The following is a 20,969-nucleotide window of genomic DNA, read 5'->3' on the forward strand; positions in this document are numbered from 1 at the left end:
AGGAAGGATTTGCATAATAATCTATCATTATGTAATTTTTAAATTCTTTTATTTTGGGGTAGGGGACAAATCTTTAGCAAGATGAACAATTTCTTCAATAGTAAAGCTTACATCTTTACTATTGCGAATAACAAACAAATAATCAGCTTCGTTTTCTACAGGATCCACGACATCCTCGTGAAATGATTCAGCTTGTTGCCGATCGAGTACTTCTTTGAAACTAGAGTAGCTACCTCTAAAAATATTCGTACTTCGCGTGCTTCGAGCCACTCTTTCGTAAAGTACATCATCTGGAATGTCAAAATGAACGAGTATGCGTACATATTCATTTGGCGGAAATAATTCATTTAGTAAATATAGTCGTCCGTTTTTACTGCGATTGGAATTACAAATAATAAGGTGTAAACTCGTATGTTCTTTCGCATAATCAACAATGAATTTTGAAAGGCCGTGCTTAAATGTATTAGCGCCTTCAGCTGGTTGTAATTTTTCATAATGCGCGTTAATAAATTCTGCTTGGTTATCTTGATCCATAACGAAAGAGTGAGGGAACTCTTTTTCTAATTCTCTTGCAAATGTAGTTTTTCCGCTGTGTGTTTTTCCTACTGTAATAATGACGAATCGTTTCATATTGGCCTCCATGTGTATTGTTATAGTCTGGAATATTCTGTGTGAATCGACAATTTTCCTGCTAGAGAATATACAAAGTGTCGGAGTGATAGTAGGCTAAAAACTTGACAAAAAAACTTATTTATGCTATAATTTACCAATATAAAAATAAAGTGTATAATAGGGTTCTCCTGGCCAGGGGAACCCTATTTTTGTTGTGAAAATGAAGGAGTGTATGTGCGTGAAAAAAGGTGAAGCAAGTATAACGTCGTTAGTATCAGCTTTCGGAAGGGCATATCATAGTGAATTTGATAATCCGAAAATCTTTGATGATTATGTAGCTAAAGAGTTCATTTCTCAAAAAGAACGTAACGACATTGAAATGAATATGGTTCAAGGAATACATTTTTTCAATACAGACATTGCACAGCAGTTTCAAGATAATCCACAAGAAATATTAAAATGGATTACACAAGTGCAATTATCACCAACACCTTTAGCGCGTGCGGCATATTGTGAAAGAGTATTACTACACGAGATTACGCTGGGAACGAAACAATACGTTATACTCGGTGCGGGATTAGATACATTTAGTTTTAGACACCGAGAATTAGAGAGTAATATAGAAATATTTGAAGTGGATCATCCTTCTACACAAGGGTTTAAGAAGGAGAGAATAAAAGAAGCAGAACTTGAAGTTCCAAATAATCTTCATTTTATTTCGATGGATTTCACGAAAGGATTTTCCTATGAACAGTTACGGAATGAAGGATTTGAAAATAAAAAGACGTTCTTTAGTCTATTAGGTGTAACGTACTATTTAACGAAAGAGGAACTTTCTAGTTTAATAGAATGTCTATTTGCGATGGTTCCAGAAGGGAGCTCTATCGTTTTCGATTATCCAGATGAAAACTTATTTACAGAAAAGGGACTGTCCAATCGAGTGGAAAATATGGTGAAAATGGCTACAATAGGCGGAGAACCGATGAAATCATGTTTTTCTTATACCGAAATGGAAGCACTATTAGAGAAGGCGGGCTTACTCATTTATGAGCACTTATCACCAGAGGACATAAATAAATTATATTTTGAAGGACGAAATGATTATTTAGAAGCTTTTGAGACGGTGCATTATGTGCATGCGGTAAAGAGGTAGAGGATTATTAGGCATGGAGAGGAATCTCTGTGTCTTTTTTATGGGAGAACAAGTGGGAAACATTAATAGGAAGGGAAATTCGATAATTTAAAGAATATGAAGTATGAATGTAACAAATTAAGTAGTGATGCTAAAGGAGAACAGAATGTACACAATTGGACAAGTTGCAAAATTTTTAGATGTATCTAGAGATACTTTGAAGTTTTATGAGGAAAAAGATTTGGTCAAGCCAAAGCAAAGTGTTGAGAATGGGTATAGGAAATATAATCATTTTGATATATATGATATAACAACGGTCAATTTCTATAGGGAAATGGATATCGAAATAAAAAAAATTCAGGAATTAAGAAAAAGTAAGAGCGTAGAGGGAATAAAAGCATTGTTAGAAGAGAAAGAAAAAGAAGTTTTAGAGGAGATAGAGTATAAAAAACTTCTTTTAAAAAAGCTTCAAATTGCAAAAGAAGATTGCGAAAAAATAAAGCAATTCTTAGGGAAATACGTAGTAAAAGAAATGAAGCCTTTAGAAGTAAATGGAGAAATAGAGCATTTTACTGCGTATGATAAATATGAATCTTTGAAAAAGAATACGGATCGTTTAAAAAAGGCAGTTACTTTAACATCTCTACGAAGAGTTATAAGTTTTAATGAAGAAGGTATTATAGAAGATAAATTTATAATTGTAAGAAAAGTAGAGGACTTTGACAAAGAATTAGAAGGGGAAATTCTATCACATCCAAAATGTATGTATACAGTTATTGAAGATGGAAGGTGGTCGACTGGTGGGAATAGTATTGATCATATCGTGGGATCCAGTTTAAGAAAAGCAGCAATAGAACAAGGGCATGAGCTTTTGGGGCTAGTGTATATAAACATATTACTTACCACGTATGAAGATGAACTTGAGCGTATATTTTTAGAAATTTATGCACCTGTAAAATAATGCAGACATGTATTGACCTGTGAGTAACCCCCAGGTTTAAGCTGGGAGTATCTGTAAATATAAATACTATTATATTTGCGAAATACATAGTTTGAAATGGGGATTGTGCATGAATAGAGAAAAGAAATTAAAAAAGCCAGTAGCTAGTTTTATTGTACTAACCAATATTATTTTTCTGCCACTTTTTTTACTTGTAGGAGCTACAAGTATGTTGGGGTTCCCTGTATGGGTTTTTGATGTAATGTTTTGTATATCGTCTTGGTCTTCAACTTTTGCTTTTGTAATGCTATTTAAAAAAATTTATCCGGGGCAGAGCGTTATACAATTTGTAAAAGATAAATTCAGGACTAAACTTAAATTATCTGTGATTCTTACTGCAAGTATGATTCAGGCTTTTATATTTTTATTGATTTTGTTTCTAATATCTAAAAATAGTAAAGTAGGCTCTATTTTTACTGTATCTTCATGGGGAATACTAATCTATTTCTTTGTTAAAAATTTTCTTGCGGGGCCATTGGGAGAAGAACTAGGATGGAGAGGATTTGCACAAATTGAGCTTCAAAAGAAGTATTCACCATTAAAGGCTTCAATAATCATTGGATTTTGGTGGGGGATGTGGCATCTACCTATTTGGTTTACTACAGGATTTGTTGGCATGGACCTAATGAAATATATTCTATTTTTTATGATCTCTATCATATGTATAAAAATCGTCATGACTGCATTTTACAACTTGAATCAGAATTTAATTATTCCAATCATTATCCATCAATTCTTTAATTTTTTTATTGGTATTATAAACGGAAATTTAATAAATCTAATCATGTATAACGCGATATTTTATTTAGTGGTAGCAGTTGTAATGATTGTTATAAATCCAAAGAGAGTTTTGTATGGAGCGGAAAATATAAATAGTAGCAATCGAAAGTATTAAGTATATTGCTATTGGAAGGCGAGGAATTATGAAAATTATATAAGTATTTATAAAGGATTAGTCGTTGCTATAATCATTTTAATCCTTTCAATTGTTTTTCTATATTTCAACCCGCATAGCAGAAAAATGCCCGATAAGGAAGTATATATTACTGTATTTTTCATGCCCTTACTCCCTTCTTTTCTAGCAGTTATTAGGAGAAAAACTTTTATGATTTTTTACGGCATTTGGTTGTTACCAAGAACTTTTTATTTGAGTGTAGCTGCGATATCTACGTTATGGAATTTATATATTCTATCTTGAATGATTTATTTTACTAAGTTTTTGAAAGGGAAGGATGAGGAGTATAATGAAACAAGAATTATCTAAATTAGCAGATATACTAGTCAACCATTCTACGAAAGTACAGCCTGGTGACCAAGTGTTAATTCAAAGTGTTAATTCAAAGTGTTACGGAAATAGATCCTATAGTAGTTCGTGAAATTATAAAGTCAGTGGAAAAAGCAGGTGGATATGCACATGTATCAATGCGTGACGTTTCTGTTACGAGGCAATTGATTTTATCAGGATCTGAAGAACAATTTAAGTTATTAGCAGATTGGGAATGTTATCGACTAAGTAAAATGCAAGTGTATATTAATCTCCGTAGTCCCAGAAATGCATATGAATTAGCAGATGTACCAGCAGAAAAAATGAAGTTATATCAAAAGATATTCGGAAAAGCTCATAGTGAAGCGGTGTATAAAAAGAGATGGGTGACAACTCGCATTCCGAATGCGGCTTCTGCACAAGAAGCAAATATGAGCACGGAGGCTTATGAAAAATTCTATTATGATGTATGTACGCTAGATTACAACAATATGTCGAAAGCGATGGAGCCATTAAAAGAATTAATGGAAAAGACAAAACGAGTGAGGATAATTGGAGAAGGAACAGATTTGGAGTTTTCCATTGAAGGAATAGGCGTTTTAAAGGGGGATGGTACGGATAATATCCCGGATGGCGAAATATATACAGCACCTGTTAAAGATTCTGTAAATGGAGTAATAACATTTAACACAGCTTCCATTCAACAAGGTTATGCGTTTCAAAATATAAAGTTACATGTTAAACATGGGAAAATAATAGAGGCATATGCAAATGATACAGAGCGAATGAATCGCATTCTTGATACGGATGAGGGAGCAAGATATGTTGGAGAGTTCGCGCTAGCTTTTAACCCTTACATACTACATCCGATGAATAATACGTTATTTGATGAAAAAATATATGGTAGTTTTCATCTAGCGATTGGAGATTCGTTGCAAGGTGCAGATAATGGGAATACATCAGCGATACATTGGGATTTAGTAAACATTCAAAGGCCAGAGTACGGCGGTGGTGAAATTTGGTTTGATGATGTACTGATTAGAAAAGATGGGGGTTTTATTTTACCAGAGCTGTTAGGATTAAATGAAAAGAATTTAAAAAGGTAAAGTGCTTTTTGGAAGTTGTGTAAAGGAGATTAAAACCCTAGGACAGGGGCAATATAGGAGGAAGTTAAAATGGGAAAGAGTGAAATGTTTCAGGATTTTAACTTTAAATTAGTGATAATTGAAGCTTTATTAGATAAAGAGCCACTATTTCAAAAGGAATTGAAAGACTTAATAGATAAGTATACGAATAATTTCGAATGGTATGCAGGAGCTGGACCAATTGTTGAAATCAAAGATTTTTTAGAAGAGTTAACTTTGGAAATAAGTGATTTGGAAAAGATTGAATCCCTTTGCTTTGATGGCGGGAATGAAATTTATCATATTTTAAAGCCTGATTGGGACGGTGAAGACAGTTTATTTGATGTTATATCTGTTGAAGGATTTCAAAATCTAAAAAATTTAAAAACAGTGGAGTATATTTCAATGTGTTATCCGAAAGTATTAGAACCATTAAAACAAGCTGGAATAGAAATTGAGGATTAATGAAGAGAATTTAAAATAATAAAGTACTTTATTGAAATTGTGTAAAGGAAATTAAAACACAACATATTAAACGAAGTGATTTATCGTATAAATTTACATTCAGTTAATATTAGTAGGTTAATAGAAAAGTTAGTGTTAATTGTTGAATGGGGCGTGTAAAAACGACAAAATCTCTTAAAAAACACTTAACTTTTTACTCCATTTATCTTTACAATCCCTCCTTATAATGTGAATTGGACAAGCACCTAAGAGAAGGCAGAACATGTCAGTTTGTACATTCTATTATTAGGGGGAGAATTTGTATGAAAAAGACAGTTGCTTCGTTAGTGGTTATGACGGCATTATTACCGACATTTTCAGCACATGCGGAAGGGAAAGAGCAAGTTCGAAAATCAGCTACAACTTTTAATGTTATTAGTGATATTCAAGGGGATTTAGGAGACTTTGATCACGTGTTAAAAGATATGAACAAAGTGACGCCACTTTCTAGAGCGCTTATTATGAATGGGGATATAACGCCAACTGGACAACAGTCACAATATGATGATGTGAAGCGTGTATTAAACAAAAATAAGCATCCCGAGAATGTATGGTCAACTGTTGGGAATCATGAGTTTTATGCTGGTAAATGGACAGCTGATGGGAAGTTATCTCAAAGTACATGGCCAAATGGTGTAACTGAGGAAACTTTATTTAACCGCTATCTGAAATTTAGCGGACAAGAAAAGGTATATCATAAAAAAGAATTAGACGGTTATCCGCTTCTATTTTTAGGAACAGAAAAATATATGAAATACCACGATTCAAAAATGTGGGATGAAGTATATATGAGTGATGAACAATTAGGTTGGTTAAAACAAAATTTAGAAGAGTACAGCCAAAAAGATAAAAACAAGCCGATTTTCATTTTTTCTCATCACGTTTTACCTGATACGGTGTCTGGATCAAGACAATCACCGTACTTACAAGATTATTTAAATGTCGATAAGTTGTATGATATATTAAAAGACTATCCACAAGTTGTTTTCTTTACGAGTCACACGCACTGGGATTTAAACTTACCGGACTGGGCTGGTAAAAAGAAAATTGCAGGCGGAGATAAAAAAGGATTTACTGTTGTAAATACGGGCGGGATTGAAACGGGCTGGATGTCAGCTGGACCAAATGGAGGAGAGAAGACTGCTCCTGATGGTTATTCATTTAAACAAGGGTTGCAAGTGAAAGCATATGGTAGCGATGTAATGGTGACAGCTTACGATTACAAACGTGATAAGGAAATAAAGAAATTATTAATTAGTGATTCGAAAATTGCACAAATGGCACCCAATGTAACCGCTGATGATAGTAAAAACGTAGTTGTCGGTGCAACGGAGTATATGGAGTATAATGTAGAAGGAACGAATGAGTGGCTGACGTATAATCCAGGAAACCTGCCCAAATTTGACGGGGACAAAATCGTATACGTACGCCATAAAGGCGAAATGAATTTAGAACCAGGATTAACACAGTTACTCCGTTTTTCTGCAAATAAGTGATTGGAAGAGGGCCTGCTTTTTAAAGAGTGGGCCTTTTTGTATTGTCGATTTTTGTCGGTAAGTCGATATATTTGAAAAATCGCTGATATAAATTAAGAATCGGTCGATATAATTTGAAAATCGCCGATATAAGTTAAGAATCGCTGATATAAATTTCATGTACCGTATTGAAGTTATAATTTCATTCACCAAAGCCGAATTCCAACACATTTTTCCCCCAGAAAGATGACTTCATCATTTTTACATGCAATAATAGTAACGTTACATACATTGTGAAAGAAGTACAAAGGAGCGTTATTCATGAATTTAGCTAAATTCCCGAGAAAAAAATATACAGAGTCATATACACCGATTGAAAAATTAAACAATTTTTCAGAAGCATTTGGTGGGCCGACTATTTATTTTAAACGAGATGATTTACTTGGTTTAACAGCTGGTGGTAATAAGACGAGAAAGTTAGAGTTTTTAGTTGCGGATGCACAGGCGAAGGGTGCAGATACGTTAATTACAGCTGGTGGTATTCAGTCCAATCATTGCCGCCTAACACTGGCAGCTGCGGTGAAAGAGAAAATGAAATGTATTCTTGTATTAGAAGAAGGGCTTGAGCCAGAAGAGAAGCCAGACTTTAATGGAAACTATTTCTTATATCATTTACTAGGTGCTGAAAATGTCATTGTTGTACGAAACGGAGCAGATCTTATGGAAGAGATGCATAAGGTTGCGAAAGAAGTAAGTGAAAAAGGGAATACACCATATGTCATTCCAGTTGGTGGATCAAATCCTACTGGCGCAATGGGATACGTTGCTTGTGCGCAAGAAATTATGGCGCAATCATTTGATCAAGGAATTGATTTCAGTTCAGTCATTTGCGTAAGCGGTAGCGGCGGCATGCACGCTGGTTTAATTACAGGTTTTGCTGGAACACAAAGTAACATCCCAGTAATCGGAATTAACGTAAGTAGAGGAAAAGCAGAGCAAGAAGAGAAAGTAGCAAAACTTGTAGATGAAACTTCAGCTCACGTTGGTATTCCAAACTTTATCCCGCGCGAAGCTGTTACATGCTTTGATGAATATGTAGGGCCAGGTTACGCGTTACCAACGCCAGAAATGGTGGAAGCAGTGCAGCTGTTAGCAAAAACTGAAGGTATTTTACTTGATCCAGTATACACAGGTAAAGCAGTAGCGGGATTAATCGACTTAATTAGAAAAGGTACATTTAATAAAGAGGACAATATTTTATTCGTACATTCAGGTGGTTCACCAGCTTTATATGCGAATACATCTTTATTCGAGTAAGTATGAAAAAGCATTGGGTATCCAATGCTTTTTGTTATATACTGGAATTATTAGGAGGCCAGAAGGGGGAGTATATAAGTTCAAACTTAAAATGGATGATATACACGATACTCGGTATTTTTTATTTTATTAATTTTATTTGTAGCTTATGGAGTTTATTTATATTTCACTTAAGTGAAATGGTAACCGAACCAAAGGAAGAATAAAATAATTGCTGTATTAAATAGAGTAAAACATAACCCGATGATGGCTAAAATTTTCTTCTCAGCTCGGCTACAAAAAGAGATGACCGCTAATAGGATCGCTATGACATATGAAGGATAGAAATGTGTCTTTAGTTTTTATTATTATCTGTATATTAATAGTAACTGGCTGTTCAAATATACTAGGAAATGAAGAGCAAAGAATTGAAGTGCAAAAAGATATTGGTGATAATGAATATGAAGATTTTAAGGTAGTGACAGATAATAATGAAGTGATGCAAGTAAAGAAAATATTAAAGGATACTATTTTTGAAAATAAAAAAGTGGAAATGTCTCGTCCAGCTGATTATCATTTTATTTTTCAATTTAAAAATCCGAAAATAGAGGCGAAAGCTGTGTTGTATCAAATTTGGATAAGCCCTAATAAGGATACAGTGGAAATCATCTCGGGTGGTAATCGGTACGCTCAATTAGAAGAAAAAAATGCAGCTATTTTGTTTCGGATTGTTACAGGGGAAAAGTTAGCTGAGTAAACTATATTGGATTATAGGGATTCAGTTCATATTTTTCATTTTGAGAGATAATTAGTTTTCAACAATAATAGCTATCTTTTTATGTTGGAATAAACATTGAGAATCGGATAAAATGGAAATTAGACATTGGATTCATGCTCCTTAAGGTGTGCTTTAATCTGCCAACGGATAATAAAACTAGGAAATATATTGTTTTTATAAAGATTCGATGTTATGTTTAGTTTTCTTAATATAATATTTCCCTTATATAGGAGTGGCTATTTGAAGAAATTAATAGTATTAGTTTTATTGGCTACATGCTGTCTCACTATTGCAGGATGTTCTAATAATAGGGTTACAACAAAGGATGAGTCTAAAAATTCAACACCTGTAAAGATTAAACGTATCAATAAAGCGTGGTATAAACATATATAATAGTTTTCAAGAAACTTGAAATTGTTGATGATAAAGATATCATAAGGTGAAATTAGTTAGGCAGATTAGAGGTTGTGAAACCTGGTGACAATCAGGAAGCATGGTTCGCATTTAAATTAATAAAATATGCGGCATTAAAATATTCACAAAAAAGAGTCTACATGTAGGTCATTTTTTGTGGATATTTTTCATAAATAAGAGATATTCTATGCTGCCTGTCTCTAACTTGGACCTTCTAAAAATTACTTTACTAGGTTAAAATGTTTATAGAGTATCATCCTTCAAAATGCGATGGGTCCCATAATAACTCGATTGATGTGGTCCTTTTTCGCGTTATTTACTATCTTTATATATCTTTCTATTAAAAAATCTAACTTTAATAGATTAAATGAGATAAAACCTAGTTAAAAACAATGAAATTTCAGGAAAAATAAGGTACACTATTCAATGGTTTTGGTTTAAAATCAATTGACGTTAATGTATACGGGGGAAAGATTGATGAACAACAATACAGTAAATGAATCTGTTGAAGAAGTTGAGAAAAAACGGGTAAGATCCAAAAAACGTTTTACAAATTGGAAGCTTATCGCAGCAGGTGGCGGTGTACTTGCACTTCTCCTTGGGGGAATGAGTTATTATCAGGCAACTCACTTCAATTCTAATGTTACGATTAATGATACAAAAGTCGGTGGTATGAGCGCTGATGAGGCAATACAGAAATTAAAAACATCTGGACTAGCAAACAAAGTTTATATTGATCAACAACAAATTTTAGATGAAAAAGAGACAAAAACGGAACTGACGGAAAAAGATTTGCCGCAAGTTAAGAAACTATTAAAAAGCCAGTGGACATTTTTCCCTTCTTCAAAGGAAAAAGATTATTCATTGCTACCAAAAAAGGCAGAGCAGTATCGTAGTGAAACGATGAAAAAACTTGTAGAAGAAAAGCTCGTGTCTATGAATGAAAAATTAAAGGCACCTCAAGATGCTATGGCGAAGCTTGAACAAGGAAAAGTTGTAATTTCGAAGAGTGTTGATGGAAAACAATATGACGTTGCGAGTTTACTAAAAGATTACGATAAACAGAAGCATAAAAGCGAAATTCATCTAAAGTCTGCATACATACAACCTATTAAAGAAGACGATCCAATTATTAAAAAAGAAGAGAAAGCATTACAAAATCTTCTTACGCAGTCTGTTGATTATAAAGTGCAGGATGAAGTGTATTCGTTAAAAGCGAAAGATTTAATTCAAAATGCCTCTATGTCAAAGGATATGAAAGTGACAATCGATGCGAGCGATATTAAGAATAAGGTTGCTGAAATTAATAAGGCTAAATCTACATTACATAAAGACTTCGCTTTTAAAACACATTCTGGTTCGGTTATATCAGTAAAAGGACAAGGATACGGCTGGGCACTAGATGTGGAAAAAGAGACAAAACAAGTTGGGCAAGCCTTTGAAAAAGGCGAAAAATCACTTTCTGCTTCTAACATTCACGGGAATGGTTGGGAGAAAGAAGGGATCGGTTATAAAACAACATCGAATAATGGCATAGGAGACACATATGCAGAAGTATCCATTGCAGACCAACAAATTTGGATTTATAAAGATGGCAAACTAGTCGTTACAACAAATGTAGTAACGGGTAAACATAGCACGGGTGAAGATACATCACCAGGTGTGTGGTACGTTCTATACAAACGTACACCATATACGCTAAGAGGCAGCGCAGTAGGGAAAGCTGATTATGCAGTTAAAGTAGATTACTGGGTTCCATTCACAAATAGCGGTCAAGGATTCCACGATGCCGGCTGGCGAAAAGACTGGGGAAGTAATGCTTATTTAACAGGAGGATCAGGCGGTTGTGTAAACCTTCTTCCTAACGTTGCAAAAACTGTGTATGATAGTTTGAATACGTATGATCCAGTTATCGTGTACTAGAAAATAGCTACGTATTAAGAACTTAAACGAATAAATAAAGCACCTGATGGTACATGAAAAAACACCTCTTGCATTCGCATACAAAGTGTGCAAATGCAATGGAGGTGTTTTTGTTTGAATACAAGAGTTTATTGCTTATAAGAAGTAAAGTGGAGAGAGATTAAGATGAAGAAACAGGTTTTCAAATAGTCAATAAAATTGACACTGAATATCATTTTCATTTATGATGGAATCGTCGTATGTAATTGGACATGAATTTTATGAAAAAGTCTATTTCTTATATTCATATAATAGATTTCTATTAAGGTATCACATTCAAAAACTATCACTAATTTTTTTAATAATTTAAATGTAGGAAAGGGTAATATAAAATGAACTGGAAAAAAGGCGGATTATGGGTTATTATTTTTTTCGTTGTAAAAGGCACAATTTCTACACTTTTAATCGTTACAGGTGCTAAATATTTTGATTTGTCATTTATGCAACTTTTCGTACTAATATTGATTTTATTACTGATTTCTCTCATAAGTCGAAAATTACTGTATAGACATAAACAAAACAAAAAGCAAAAAGAGCTAAATATATAAGGAAGCCCCAGAGACCTTTGGATTTCTGGGGTTTTATTTATTCAATAGTGAGTTTTGGCTCCGTGATACGAATGGTACACCCCATCAGTTTTATCGGTTGTAAATCAAAAGAAAGATATATTTACAAGGACTCTTAACAAGTCTTACGAATCCAAAAGTCTCTTTATTCTTTATTGCGTTTCTGCCGCAGTTTATAGATACAAAGGCTTCAGGTCCTATACCTTTTATCATTTTAGGAATTACTTTTACAGTAACTGGACTATTGTGGTGTTTATTTGTTGCTTATTTCTCTTCCTATGTCACCAAAAAATTAAGAGGAAATCAAAAGGTAGGAATGATTCTAAATAAAGTAACAGGACTGATTTTTATTGGGATGGGGTTAAAGTTGCTTCAAACAAAGGCTCCTCAATAAACATGAATAAGAAAAAAATGCCCCCTTCAAGAGTTGTTATCTTTGCTTTAAGCTAATTTCTATATATTAAAAACCTCTTCAAATTTGAAGGGGTTTTTTGCATGTTATTTTGGTTTATCTAAAAATTTATTTTATAGTGAATGATCTATTTTAATCAATTGTCATGTGAATATGTCCTCCAATGACAAGGTTAAATCCATTCATTTCGTCATCGTAGCTTCGTTATCTTGCTATTACATTCCAAAATGCGTACAATAGCGTGCCTTCAAGGTTATACTGATGCTGGAGGTGATTCAAAGTGACATACGATTGGAAAATGAATTCGAAACAAACTAATTCACAATCAGATTCTTACAAGTGAATTCCATCAGTATACCATTTGGTTTATAAACGAATGTGGAAGTATCTTTCGGAAGATGAGCTTTTCATTAGCTAGAAGATTTTTAAACATCTAGTCATCATTTGAAACTAAAATCGTTTTTATATTAGGTTTCGAATTTTTATGTGGTACAGACATTAGTTGAAAGGTAGGTTTCGCCTGCTTTGACTTATATCGCAAACTTGATAATTTATAAAGCTGGATTTGATGGGGGGATATTATGAAAGGTAGCAATCATTTTAATTTTCACAAGCTTTGGTTAGGACAGTCTATAAGTTTATTAGGTACTCAGTTTACAATAGTAGCTTTGCCGCTTTTTGCATTAGAGGTGTTACAAACAAGTGAAGCAAATGCTGCTATACTTCGTGGGGTTATATTCGTCCCTTATCTAATTTTTGGGTTAGTAGCCGGTGCTTTAATAGACATTTTTCATAGGAAAAATATTTTGCTAATTTGTAGTATATGTCAAGGAGTATTGTTTTTATCAGTATTCATACTGACTGTAACAAATATTATAACGTTCCCCTTATTGGTAGTTGTCATGTTTTTAAATGGAATATTCACCACATTTTACAACATCGCTATTCCTTCTTTCTTACCGGAAATAGTAACAGATAAAGACAACTTAAAAAAAGGAAATGCTCAACTAGCACTTTCAGAGTCTCTTTCTATAGTAATTGGTCCTATGCTAGCTGGAATCGTCATTACTCTAGTTGGATTAACAGGTTCATTCACTGTTGACGCAGTAACGTATTATGTTTGTTTTATGTTTGTATTATTTATTTCAAAGTTTAAACCGCATACAGAGGGTTCTTTAAAAGACGTAAATATAAAATCCATATACCAAAACATATATGAAGGTCTGATATATTTCAAAAAACACCCTGTATTAGAGCCAATTGTGACATGTGGTGCTGTTTACGGTTTTTTTAAATACATACTAAATAGTATTTTAGTAATATTCCTTTATAAGGTAATGGGTCTATCTGAAATTGAAATAGGGTTTGTTGTAGGTTCAGCAGCGGTCGGATTTTTAATAGGTAATACGGTTCTCATGAAAAAAAGTCAACAAATTAATAATACAAAAATGCTTATTTATAGCGCTACTGTATCAGTTACCGGTTTGGCTTTTATACCGATAATGGGATATATGGGAACAATTTACGGTATAGTAGCCGCAAGTATTATACATGGTATGGGAGAAGGTGTATTTGGCCCTTACGCCGCAACTATACGACAACTTGCCTCACCAAATCACATGCTGGGCCGAGTAAATGCTGTACAGCGCACGCTTAATTGGGGAGCTTGGGCATTGGGAAGTTTTGCTAGTGCACTTTTAATTTCTATATTCGGGCTTCAAATTACATTATTTATAGGGGGATTTGGAACAACATTGTGTTTAGTGGCGTTGTTAAGACGAGGCATATTAAAAGGAACTGACATTGAATATACGAGTTCATTTTAGGGGAGCTGATATTGATGCATAAGGTATTAAAAGGAACTGACATAGAAAATAAACCACATATTTTATTTATAGGGGGATGGACAAAGCCTATACAAGATGCATTAGACAGTGGGTACACTGTTTCCTATATAGGATCTTACGCTAGACACATATATTTTGATGGATTTATCTTAGAAAAATGTTTCTATAAAAAAGAAATAGATACAACAAACATACCCTTATCTATATACTATGCTGAAGAATTATTTAAAGAGAAACCTTTTGATGTGGTTGTATCTTTCAACGAAACAGCATTAGATACGGCTTGTATAATTGCAAAGATTTTTAATGTTAAAGGACCTTCTTACAATGCTAATATGATAACTCGTAATAAAGACATGATGCGTGAAATTCTAGCAGGTAAAGACTTTTCGATAGATTCGACAGTTTGTAATAATACTGAAGACATTAATGAATTTTTGAATAAAAAAGATAGTGTTATAATAAAGCCGCCGATTGGGGCAGGGGGTAAAGGAGTATGTAAGCTAGACTCAGGAGATGACGTAGGGGTATTTATTGAAGAAAATGGTATTCAACTACCTGTTTTAGTGGAAGAGTATATTGCAGGTGATATAGTTTATACGGTTGAAACCGTTTCTTATAACAAAAAACATTCTATACTTGCTATATCAGCTGAAGTATGTAAAGAAGATACATTTCTAATAAACTATACGATTATGCCGGCACCTATAGATGAATCTCAAAAACAATTAATTATGGAGAAAGTAATGATGTTTTTGAACGACATGCAAATGGAAAATGGCATTACTCATACAGAAATAAAGTTAGACAAACAAAATAAGCCAATAATTATAGAGTCTCAAGTTAGAATAGGTGGGGGCAACATCTGGAAGATGGTGGAACTAACAACTGGCATATCTCAATTTGGATACTATTATGATGCGCTAAATACTGAGACTATAGATGAATTTAGATGTGTACCTTCAAAATGTCATGCTATGTCTTTAAGCTTGATTCCAAAACCAGGTTGCTTAAAAGAAATCAAGTATAAAGGGCTAACTAACATATCCGAGGTCGTATTAATTGATCTAGTAGTAAAAGAGGGCGATACCATACCAACTATTATAGATAGCACGCAACGCAAAGGGGCTATATTATTTACGGCTAATGATATAAAACATATGTATGAAGTTGCAGAGGAAATATGTAACAACATAACGTTTGTTTATGAGGATTTCTCAGAATGGAAACCTTCTTTTAAAAAAATATATGTAAAAAGAAATGTGGCAAATGACTGGTCTATATAACAAAGGATAATTTAAATCACATGTCTCTATTAACCAAAAATCGGATAAAAATGTATTAGCTAGAGCCATGTTTTTTGATGAAAATGACGAGTTTATATAACGAGTCCTTCAAGATCAATTACAATGAGCCGGTTTATCCTTAGTAGGACAAAAATTGGCTTTTTTGTATGAAAATGTGCTTAGTGTGGTTTTTGTTCGAAATACTGGAGAAATCCCATTGCTATCATGTAAAGAAATACATTCTTCCCTAAAATGAAATTTTAGTTTGATAGCGACGAGCTACTGATTGTGGAAAATCTCCAGGCTTCTATTAGCTGCTTAGTTGAAGAATTTGTTCCATAGCTCTTAAGGTATTGTAATATAAATAATAAAATTATCTTTCTGCCATTCATTTAAGTGGCTCAATCTCTACATCTTATGAATTCCCTGAAAGTACTAAAACTACGCAAAATAATTAACAATCCTATGCAATAAAGTTACTCCACTAAAGGGCCATATTGTGGTACTGTTAAGGAAAAGCGAGTAATTGCGTTGTACAAGGGGGTGTTGGGGTGAATGTAATTGCGTGGTTGATCGTTGCTTGTGAAATAGGGTTTTGGGTTGTTATAACTTTAGGTCTGCTCACACGATATATCCTTAAGAAAAATAAATTAGGATTGTTTTTCCTAGCTTTAACACCTGTTATTGATTTAATTTTATTAGTTGTTACGGGTGTGGACTTGTATCGTGGTGCGACTGCTACCCAAGTGCATGCAATAGCTGCTGTTTATATTGGAATCTCAATCGCATTCGGTAGGAGTATGATTGAGTGGGCTGATATACGCTTTCAATATTATGTGATGAAACAAGGAGCGAAACCAGTTAAAAGATTTGGCATGGATTATGCAAAACACTACTTTAAAAGCTGGGGACAACATGTGCTTGCTTTTCTAATAGGTGCCGGAATTTTATTTGTCTTAATCTATTTAATTAACGATTCTTCGCGAACAGAAGTGTTGGCTGGCTTTCTAAAAGTATGGACACTTGTGTTGGGTATCGATCTTTTGATTGCCATAAGCAATTTTATTTGGCCGAAAAGGAAAAAAGGGTAGCAATTTAATAATATCGCAATTGGGCGTGATTGTTGAGCAAACACAGGTAGAAAAATGATTAAACTTTTTTATGAAAAATGATTCACTAACAACAAAAAAACCAAGCATTTTGACCGAGTTTTTTTCGGAATATTTTGTTTTTATATCAAAAAATCAATTTTTGTAGCATGCTTTTGATCAAACTTTATTACAAACCAACAGCATTTATGGCAAGCTTATGGGTTAATAATTAATCCACGGCGAAGGTATGTTGATTTACGTTAATATTGAAGACGTTGATGATCCACTAAGCTTCGCAAGGAAAGTTAGAAGAGCGTTATGCAATTAACTTATTTATTAAGTTAGATGAGCAATAGGAAAGGATCTTTCGATGGAAGATCCTTTCCTATTATTCGTAAGTAATAGATTATGCTAATTAAAATATCTCGGATTATTAATGCTTTTTCAATGGTTTCACTAAATACTTGAGACAGCCTCTTTCCATTTTTTGCTTCAAGTTCTTTCATACATAAGATGAAGATTTTTATGAATTAGGTTTACTTGACTAGCAGACGAACGTATTTTTTGCAAGAATCGACATAATAATCTCCATTTTTATTGTAGTATCAGTGCTTAGTAGAAAATAAATATATACGACAAATTTTGACAAAGAAAGGATTGTATTTTTGTTATGCTATGAAAGTTATTGATTTGTAATGTGTATATAGGAGGATTTTTAAATGTCAAAGAAATTGTTATTATTTGCACTTATGAGTTTATGTGTAATTGCTTTAAGTGCTTGTAAAGGTAATGAAGAAAAGTTAAAGGGCGCGCCAAATGAGCAAAAAGTGGATGAAGACAAAAAAGTAGAAGAAGAAAAACGTAAACAAGAAGAGCAACAAAAAGTAGAAGAAGAAAAACGTAAACAAGAAGAGCAACAAAAAGCAGAAGAAGAAAAACGTAAACAAGAAGAGCAACAAAAAGCAGAAGAAGAAAAACGTAAACAAGAAGAGCAACAAAAAGCAGAAGAAGAGAAACGTAAACAAGAAGAGCAGCAAAGAGTCGCTGAAGAAAAACGTAAGCAAGAAGAGCAACAAAGAGTCGCTGAAGAAAAACGCAAGCAAGAAGAGAAGAAGGCTCAGCAACAGCAATCTACACAACAGGAGAGAACACAAAAACAAGAAAAACCGACACAAGCAACAGGTGGGAAACCAACAAGATCACAAATTTCAGTTGGTTCACATGTAGTTATTCAATTGGATAATGACTATAGTAAAACTGTAAGTGGCGTTGTGAAAGACATTTTAACACATAGTGAAACACATACATACGGCATTAAAGTTCGCTTACAAGATGGACAAATTGGCCGTGTTCAAAGTGTTAAATAATGAAAAAAAGATTTGACTACTTTTCAAATAAATTAAAAAACCCGGTTCTTTCGTAAAGGAACCGGGTTTTGCATTTTGTTGGTGCTACTACACCTCTATTGATTTATCAGATACAAAATAGATGTTTTTATAATTTGAAAGACGAGGAAACGAACTTGGAGGGAGTATTAGAAGCATGTTTAAGAAGATGAAATCAATGGAGAAAAGGAACTGGTTTTTAAGTCTGGGCTATGGACCTATCCTCTCGTTCTAATCCACTAAAAAAAGAACTTCCCCATACCCATTAGACTACTAAGCATTCCAATTCCATTCATAGTGCCTTTTCCTACTGTAAGTAAGTTTCCAAGCATTCCTGGCTGACCGTAACCTCCGTTATTCCCCCATCCCATGGGACTTATCTGTCCACCCCATCCTGGAGGGTTTCCGAAAATACCCCAGTTATTGTTACTGAATTTAAAAGCTTTAGCTGGCGGTGAGAGTAAGGCGGCAAGATGACCTTGTGCGAACATCCCTGTATGGTTGAATGGTTGAGCCCAGGGGATGGGAGGTTTTTGATAATTAAAACCTGCATGGCTTGGTAATGGAGTCCAATTAGCAGGATGTCCTTGGGGCATCATCCCTGCATAATGGATTGGCTGACCAAAAGAGAAGGGAGGAGGATCGGGAGTGAAAGTCATATAATTGGCTGGTGAATCCGAACCAATTGGATAGAAGCGACAACTCCAATCCTCACAAATCTTCAAACCACTCATTTCGTCAGCTTTATTTATTTGGGGCTGTGAATATAAAGATGACATTGAATTTTGGTTATTATATTGTTCCTCGTTTTCCTTTGAATTCACATACCAATATTGGTGCATAAGCTTATTCCCCTTACTTTAAAAATGTAATGTTAGACTTAGCCTATGTAATATTCCTTTTTATGGATGGTTACATAACTAGATTTCCAAGCCTGTATTTAAAGGAATGGGTGTGTGGGCTTGTTGGTTTATCCCGCTGTTTGTTGTGGGCTGTCAGTAAAAAAACATGGATTAAAGTTTCGCTTTATTTTAGAAGGGTATTTTCATTAGCTCTTTTTGTTTATTTTAACCTAATGTAATTTCGGTTAACAAACGTGTTTACATATTCATTCAAAATTTTAAGCTGGGTAAGTAGAATTGCTAAAAAGAGAATATCCATTCGAAGAGTTTGGCAAAATACTGCAAGGGTAATAAATTCTCGTGCAAATATGCAAACGAGTTAAATTAATCAATGGAATTGATAATGAAGGGGTAAATCAATCTATGAGTGAAACGTTACATAAAAGAAAACCACCATATGTAATGCTTGTAATCCTTTTTATTGGGGCATTTGTTTCATTTCTAAATAACTCGCTTTTAAATGTGGCCTTGCCATCAATAATGAAGGATTTAGAAATTCAAGATTATTCAACGATCCAGTGGCTTTCTACAGGATATATGCTTGTAAGTGGTATATTAATTCCGGCATCAGCATTTTTAATAACCCGCTTCTCCAATAGGAGTTTATTTATTACATCCATGTTGATTTTTATCCTTGGTACGGCTTTAGCGGCTGTAGCACCGAACTTCGGTTTATTACTTACTGGTCGGATGGTTCAAGCAGCAGGTTCTTCAGTGATGGGACCTTTGTTAATGAATATTATGCTAGTAAGCTTTCCGAGAGAAAAAAGGGGAACAGCAATGGGGATTTTTGGGTTAGTTATGATTACAGCTCCAGCAATTGGACCGACACTATCAGGTTATATTGTAGAGTATTATGACTGGCGTTTGCTTTTTGAAATGATTTTACCGCTAGCAATCATTAGCTTACTGTTAGGGATTTGGAAATCGGAAAATGTCATGAGACAAAACAAAAATGCAAAACTTGATTATCTCTCATTACTATTATCTTCTGTCGGCTTTGGCGGTCTGTTATATGGATTTAGTTCTGCAAGCTCCGATGGTTGGACAAATAAAGTTGTCGTAATAACCTTAATCATAGGCGCTATTGCCCTAATTGCATTCATTATTCGTCAATTAAAAATGAATGAACCGTTATTGGATTTACGTGTTTATAAGTACCCAATGTTTGCGCTTGCGTCTGTAATTGCAATTGTCAACGCAGTGGCCATGTTTTCGGGTATGATTTTAACACCAGCTTATGTACAAAACGTTCGCGGTATTTCACCTCTGAGTTCTGGGCTGATGATGCTTCCAGGTGCCGTAATAATGGGGATTATGTCACCAATTACAGGTAAACTATTTGATAAATATGGCCCTCGTATTCTTGGTATAGTAGGACTTTCCATTACAGCCGTTTCAACTTATATGCTAGCAAACCTACAACTCGACTCTAGTCACACACATATTATTCTTATTTACACACTGCGGATGTTTGGGATGGCGATGGTGATGATGCCACTTATGACAAATGGCCTTAATCAATTGCCAACGCGCTTAAATCCGCACGGTACAGCTGTTAATAATACAGCTCAACAAGTATCCGGTTCAATTGGTACTGCTATTCTTGTTACGATTATGAATTCTGTAACAAAAACAAAAGCTGAAAGTTTAATGGCTCATGTAGATCCAACAACCTTCACAGAAGCTACGAAGGCAATGGTAACGCAGAAGGCTTTGTTATCCGGAATTCAGCATTCATTCTATGTAGCGCTGGGCATGAATGTTGTTGCGCTACTATTAGTTTTTTTCGTTAAACGTGTAGATACAAGCGCGGAAGCTGTCGAGAGGTTAAATCGATAGAGCAAAATAAAAATCGAGATGATGATTTCTACTAAAAGGGGAAAAGAGATGAAAGAAAAAGTGAAATAATTACACAG

General features: G+C 34.2%; 16 protein-coding genes and 3 pseudogenes. 17 read left to right on the forward strand and 2 right to left on the reverse strand.

Annotated elements, in window-relative coordinates; genetic code table 11:
• Positions 1-48: 48 nt before the first annotated feature.
• Positions 49-642 (reverse strand): AAA family ATPase, encoded by a 594-nt coding sequence (locus QCI47_RS11925; protein ID WP_309423287.1) that lies wholly within the window; start codon positions 640-642, stop codon positions 49-51.
• A gap of 202 nt (positions 643-844) precedes the next feature.
• Between QCI47_RS11925 and QCI47_RS11930 the strand changes: the two genes are divergently transcribed.
• The 16 genes and pseudogenes from QCI47_RS11930 to QCI47_RS12005 all read left to right on the forward strand — a co-directional run bounded on the left by QCI47_RS11930 (position 845) and on the right by QCI47_RS12005 (position 18,130).
• Positions 845-1,765, forward strand: a complete 921-nt coding sequence (locus tag QCI47_RS11930) for a class I SAM-dependent methyltransferase (protein ID WP_309423285.1) — start codon at positions 845-847, stop codon at positions 1,763-1,765.
• A gap of 145 nt (positions 1,766-1,910) precedes the next feature.
• Positions 1,911-2,705: a MerR family transcriptional regulator gene (locus QCI47_RS11935; protein WP_000288010.1), complete on the forward strand. Its 795-nt coding sequence runs from the start codon at positions 1,911-1,913 to the stop codon at positions 2,703-2,705.
• Positions 2,706-2,814: 109 nt separating this feature from the next.
• Positions 2,815-3,639, forward strand: a complete 825-nt coding sequence (locus QCI47_RS11940) for a CPBP family intramembrane glutamic endopeptidase (protein ID WP_309423283.1) — start codon at positions 2,815-2,817, stop codon at positions 3,637-3,639.
• Positions 3,640-3,988: 349 nt separating this feature from the next.
• Positions 3,989-5,114 (forward strand): annotated as a pseudogene (locus QCI47_RS11945) (aminopeptidase).
• A 69-nt stretch (positions 5,115-5,183) separates the two neighbouring features.
• On the forward strand, positions 5,184-5,597 hold the full coding sequence (locus QCI47_RS11950) for a DUF6892 domain-containing protein (protein ID WP_309423281.1): 414 nt from the start codon (positions 5,184-5,186) through the stop codon (positions 5,595-5,597).
• 302 nt (positions 5,598-5,899) lie between these two features.
• Positions 5,900-7,132, forward strand: a complete 1,233-nt coding sequence (locus QCI47_RS11955; protein WP_071743196.1) for a DUF4073 domain-containing protein — start codon at positions 5,900-5,902, stop codon at positions 7,130-7,132.
• Between the two features lie 300 nt (positions 7,133-7,432).
• Positions 7,433-8,428 (forward strand): D-cysteate sulfo-lyase, encoded by a 996-nt coding sequence (gene cuyA / locus QCI47_RS11960; protein WP_076872484.1) that lies wholly within the window; start codon positions 7,433-7,435, stop codon positions 8,426-8,428.
• A gap of 313 nt (positions 8,429-8,741) precedes the next feature.
• Complete coding sequence (locus QCI47_RS11965; RefSeq protein WP_000654992.1) at positions 8,742-9,164, forward strand: YhfM domain-containing protein; 423 nt, start codon at positions 8,742-8,744, stop codon at positions 9,162-9,164.
• Positions 9,165-10,076: 912 nt separating this feature from the next.
• Positions 10,077-11,522, forward strand: coding sequence for a L,D-transpeptidase family protein (locus QCI47_RS11970; protein ID WP_061130619.1), 1,446 nt, complete (start codon positions 10,077-10,079; stop codon positions 11,520-11,522).
• A gap of 371 nt (positions 11,523-11,893) precedes the next feature.
• On the forward strand, positions 11,894-12,109 hold the full coding sequence (locus QCI47_RS11975) for a hypothetical protein (protein WP_001104100.1): 216 nt from the start codon (positions 11,894-11,896) through the stop codon (positions 12,107-12,109).
• Between the two features lie 109 nt (positions 12,110-12,218).
• Positions 12,219-12,521, forward strand: a pseudogene (locus QCI47_RS11980) (LysE family translocator); the annotation flags it as partial.
• Between the two features lie 599 nt (positions 12,522-13,120).
• Complete coding sequence (locus tag QCI47_RS11985) at positions 13,121-14,365, forward strand: MFS transporter (protein WP_309423279.1); 1,245 nt, start codon at positions 13,121-13,123, stop codon at positions 14,363-14,365.
• Between the two features lie 14 nt (positions 14,366-14,379).
• Positions 14,380-15,672, forward strand: coding sequence for an ATP-grasp domain-containing protein (locus QCI47_RS11990; protein WP_000549727.1), 1,293 nt, complete (start codon positions 14,380-14,382; stop codon positions 15,670-15,672).
• 551 nt (positions 15,673-16,223) lie between these two features.
• Positions 16,224-16,763 (forward strand): hypothetical protein, encoded by a 540-nt coding sequence (locus tag QCI47_RS11995; RefSeq protein ID WP_001100682.1) that lies wholly within the window; start codon positions 16,224-16,226, stop codon positions 16,761-16,763.
• 250 nt (positions 16,764-17,013) lie between these two features.
• Positions 17,014-17,091 (forward strand): annotated as a pseudogene (locus QCI47_RS12000) (DUF1259 domain-containing protein); the annotation flags it as partial.
• Positions 17,092-17,482: 391 nt separating this feature from the next.
• A complete protein-coding gene (locus tag QCI47_RS12005; protein WP_086708323.1) occupies positions 17,483-18,130 on the forward strand; it encodes a YwbE family protein in 648 nt (215 codons plus the stop codon).
• A gap of 257 nt (positions 18,131-18,387) precedes the next feature.
• On the opposite strand, the gene QCI47_RS12010 is transcribed toward QCI47_RS12005, so the two are convergent.
• Positions 18,388-18,990 carry a hypothetical protein gene (locus QCI47_RS12010; RefSeq protein WP_309423275.1) on the reverse strand — a complete coding sequence of 201 codons (603 nt, stop codon included), beginning with the start codon at positions 18,988-18,990 and terminating at the stop codon, positions 18,388-18,390.
• A gap of 423 nt (positions 18,991-19,413) precedes the next feature.
• Here QCI47_RS12010 and QCI47_RS12015 point away from each other — a divergent pair, with 423 nt between their 5' ends.
• Positions 19,414-20,892, forward strand: coding sequence for a DHA2 family efflux MFS transporter permease subunit (locus QCI47_RS12015; RefSeq protein WP_000005128.1), 1,479 nt, complete (start codon positions 19,414-19,416; stop codon positions 20,890-20,892).
• The last annotated feature ends 77 nt before the right edge of the window (positions 20,893-20,969 follow it).

This window comes from Bacillus cereus group sp. RP29, assembly GCF_040459765.1.
GTDB classification, from domain to species: Bacteria; Bacillota; Bacilli; order Bacillales; family Bacillaceae_G; genus Bacillus_A; species Bacillus_A paranthracis.

Excerpts from the sequence above, each read along its gene's own strand:
- QCI47_RS11925 (WP_309423287.1), bottom strand. The coding sequence starts at position 642 with ATGGAGGCCAATATGAAACGATTCGTCATTATTACAGTAGGAAAAACA.
- QCI47_RS11930 (WP_309423285.1), top strand. The coding sequence starts at position 845 with ATGTGCGTGAAAAAAGGTGAAGCAAGTATAACGTCGTTAGTATCAGCT.
- QCI47_RS11935 (WP_000288010.1), top strand. The coding sequence starts at position 1,911 with ATGTACACAATTGGACAAGTTGCAAAATTTTTAGATGTATCTAGAGAT.
- QCI47_RS11940 (WP_309423283.1), top strand. The coding sequence starts at position 2,815 with ATGAATAGAGAAAAGAAATTAAAAAAGCCAGTAGCTAGTTTTATTGTA.
- QCI47_RS11950 (WP_309423281.1), top strand. The coding sequence starts at position 5,184 with ATGGGAAAGAGTGAAATGTTTCAGGATTTTAACTTTAAATTAGTGATA.
- QCI47_RS11955 (WP_071743196.1), top strand. The coding sequence starts at position 5,900 with ATGAAAAAGACAGTTGCTTCGTTAGTGGTTATGACGGCATTATTACCG.
- cuyA (WP_076872484.1), top strand. The coding sequence starts at position 7,433 with ATGAATTTAGCTAAATTCCCGAGAAAAAAATATACAGAGTCATATACA.
- QCI47_RS11965 (WP_000654992.1), top strand. The coding sequence starts at position 8,742 with ATGAAGGATAGAAATGTGTCTTTAGTTTTTATTATTATCTGTATATTA.
- QCI47_RS11970 (WP_061130619.1), top strand. The coding sequence starts at position 10,077 with ATGAACAACAATACAGTAAATGAATCTGTTGAAGAAGTTGAGAAAAAA.
- QCI47_RS11975 (WP_001104100.1), top strand. The coding sequence starts at position 11,894 with ATGAACTGGAAAAAAGGCGGATTATGGGTTATTATTTTTTTCGTTGTA.
- QCI47_RS11985 (WP_309423279.1), top strand. The coding sequence starts at position 13,121 with ATGAAAGGTAGCAATCATTTTAATTTTCACAAGCTTTGGTTAGGACAG.
- QCI47_RS11990 (WP_000549727.1), top strand. The coding sequence starts at position 14,380 with ATGCATAAGGTATTAAAAGGAACTGACATAGAAAATAAACCACATATT.
- QCI47_RS12005 (WP_086708323.1), top strand. The coding sequence starts at position 17,483 with ATGTCAAAGAAATTGTTATTATTTGCACTTATGAGTTTATGTGTAATT.
- QCI47_RS12010 (WP_309423275.1), bottom strand. The coding sequence starts at position 18,990 with ATGCACCAATATTGGTATGTGAATTCAAAGGAAAACGAGGAACAATAT.
- QCI47_RS12015 (WP_000005128.1), top strand. The coding sequence starts at position 19,414 with ATGAGTGAAACGTTACATAAAAGAAAACCACCATATGTAATGCTTGTA.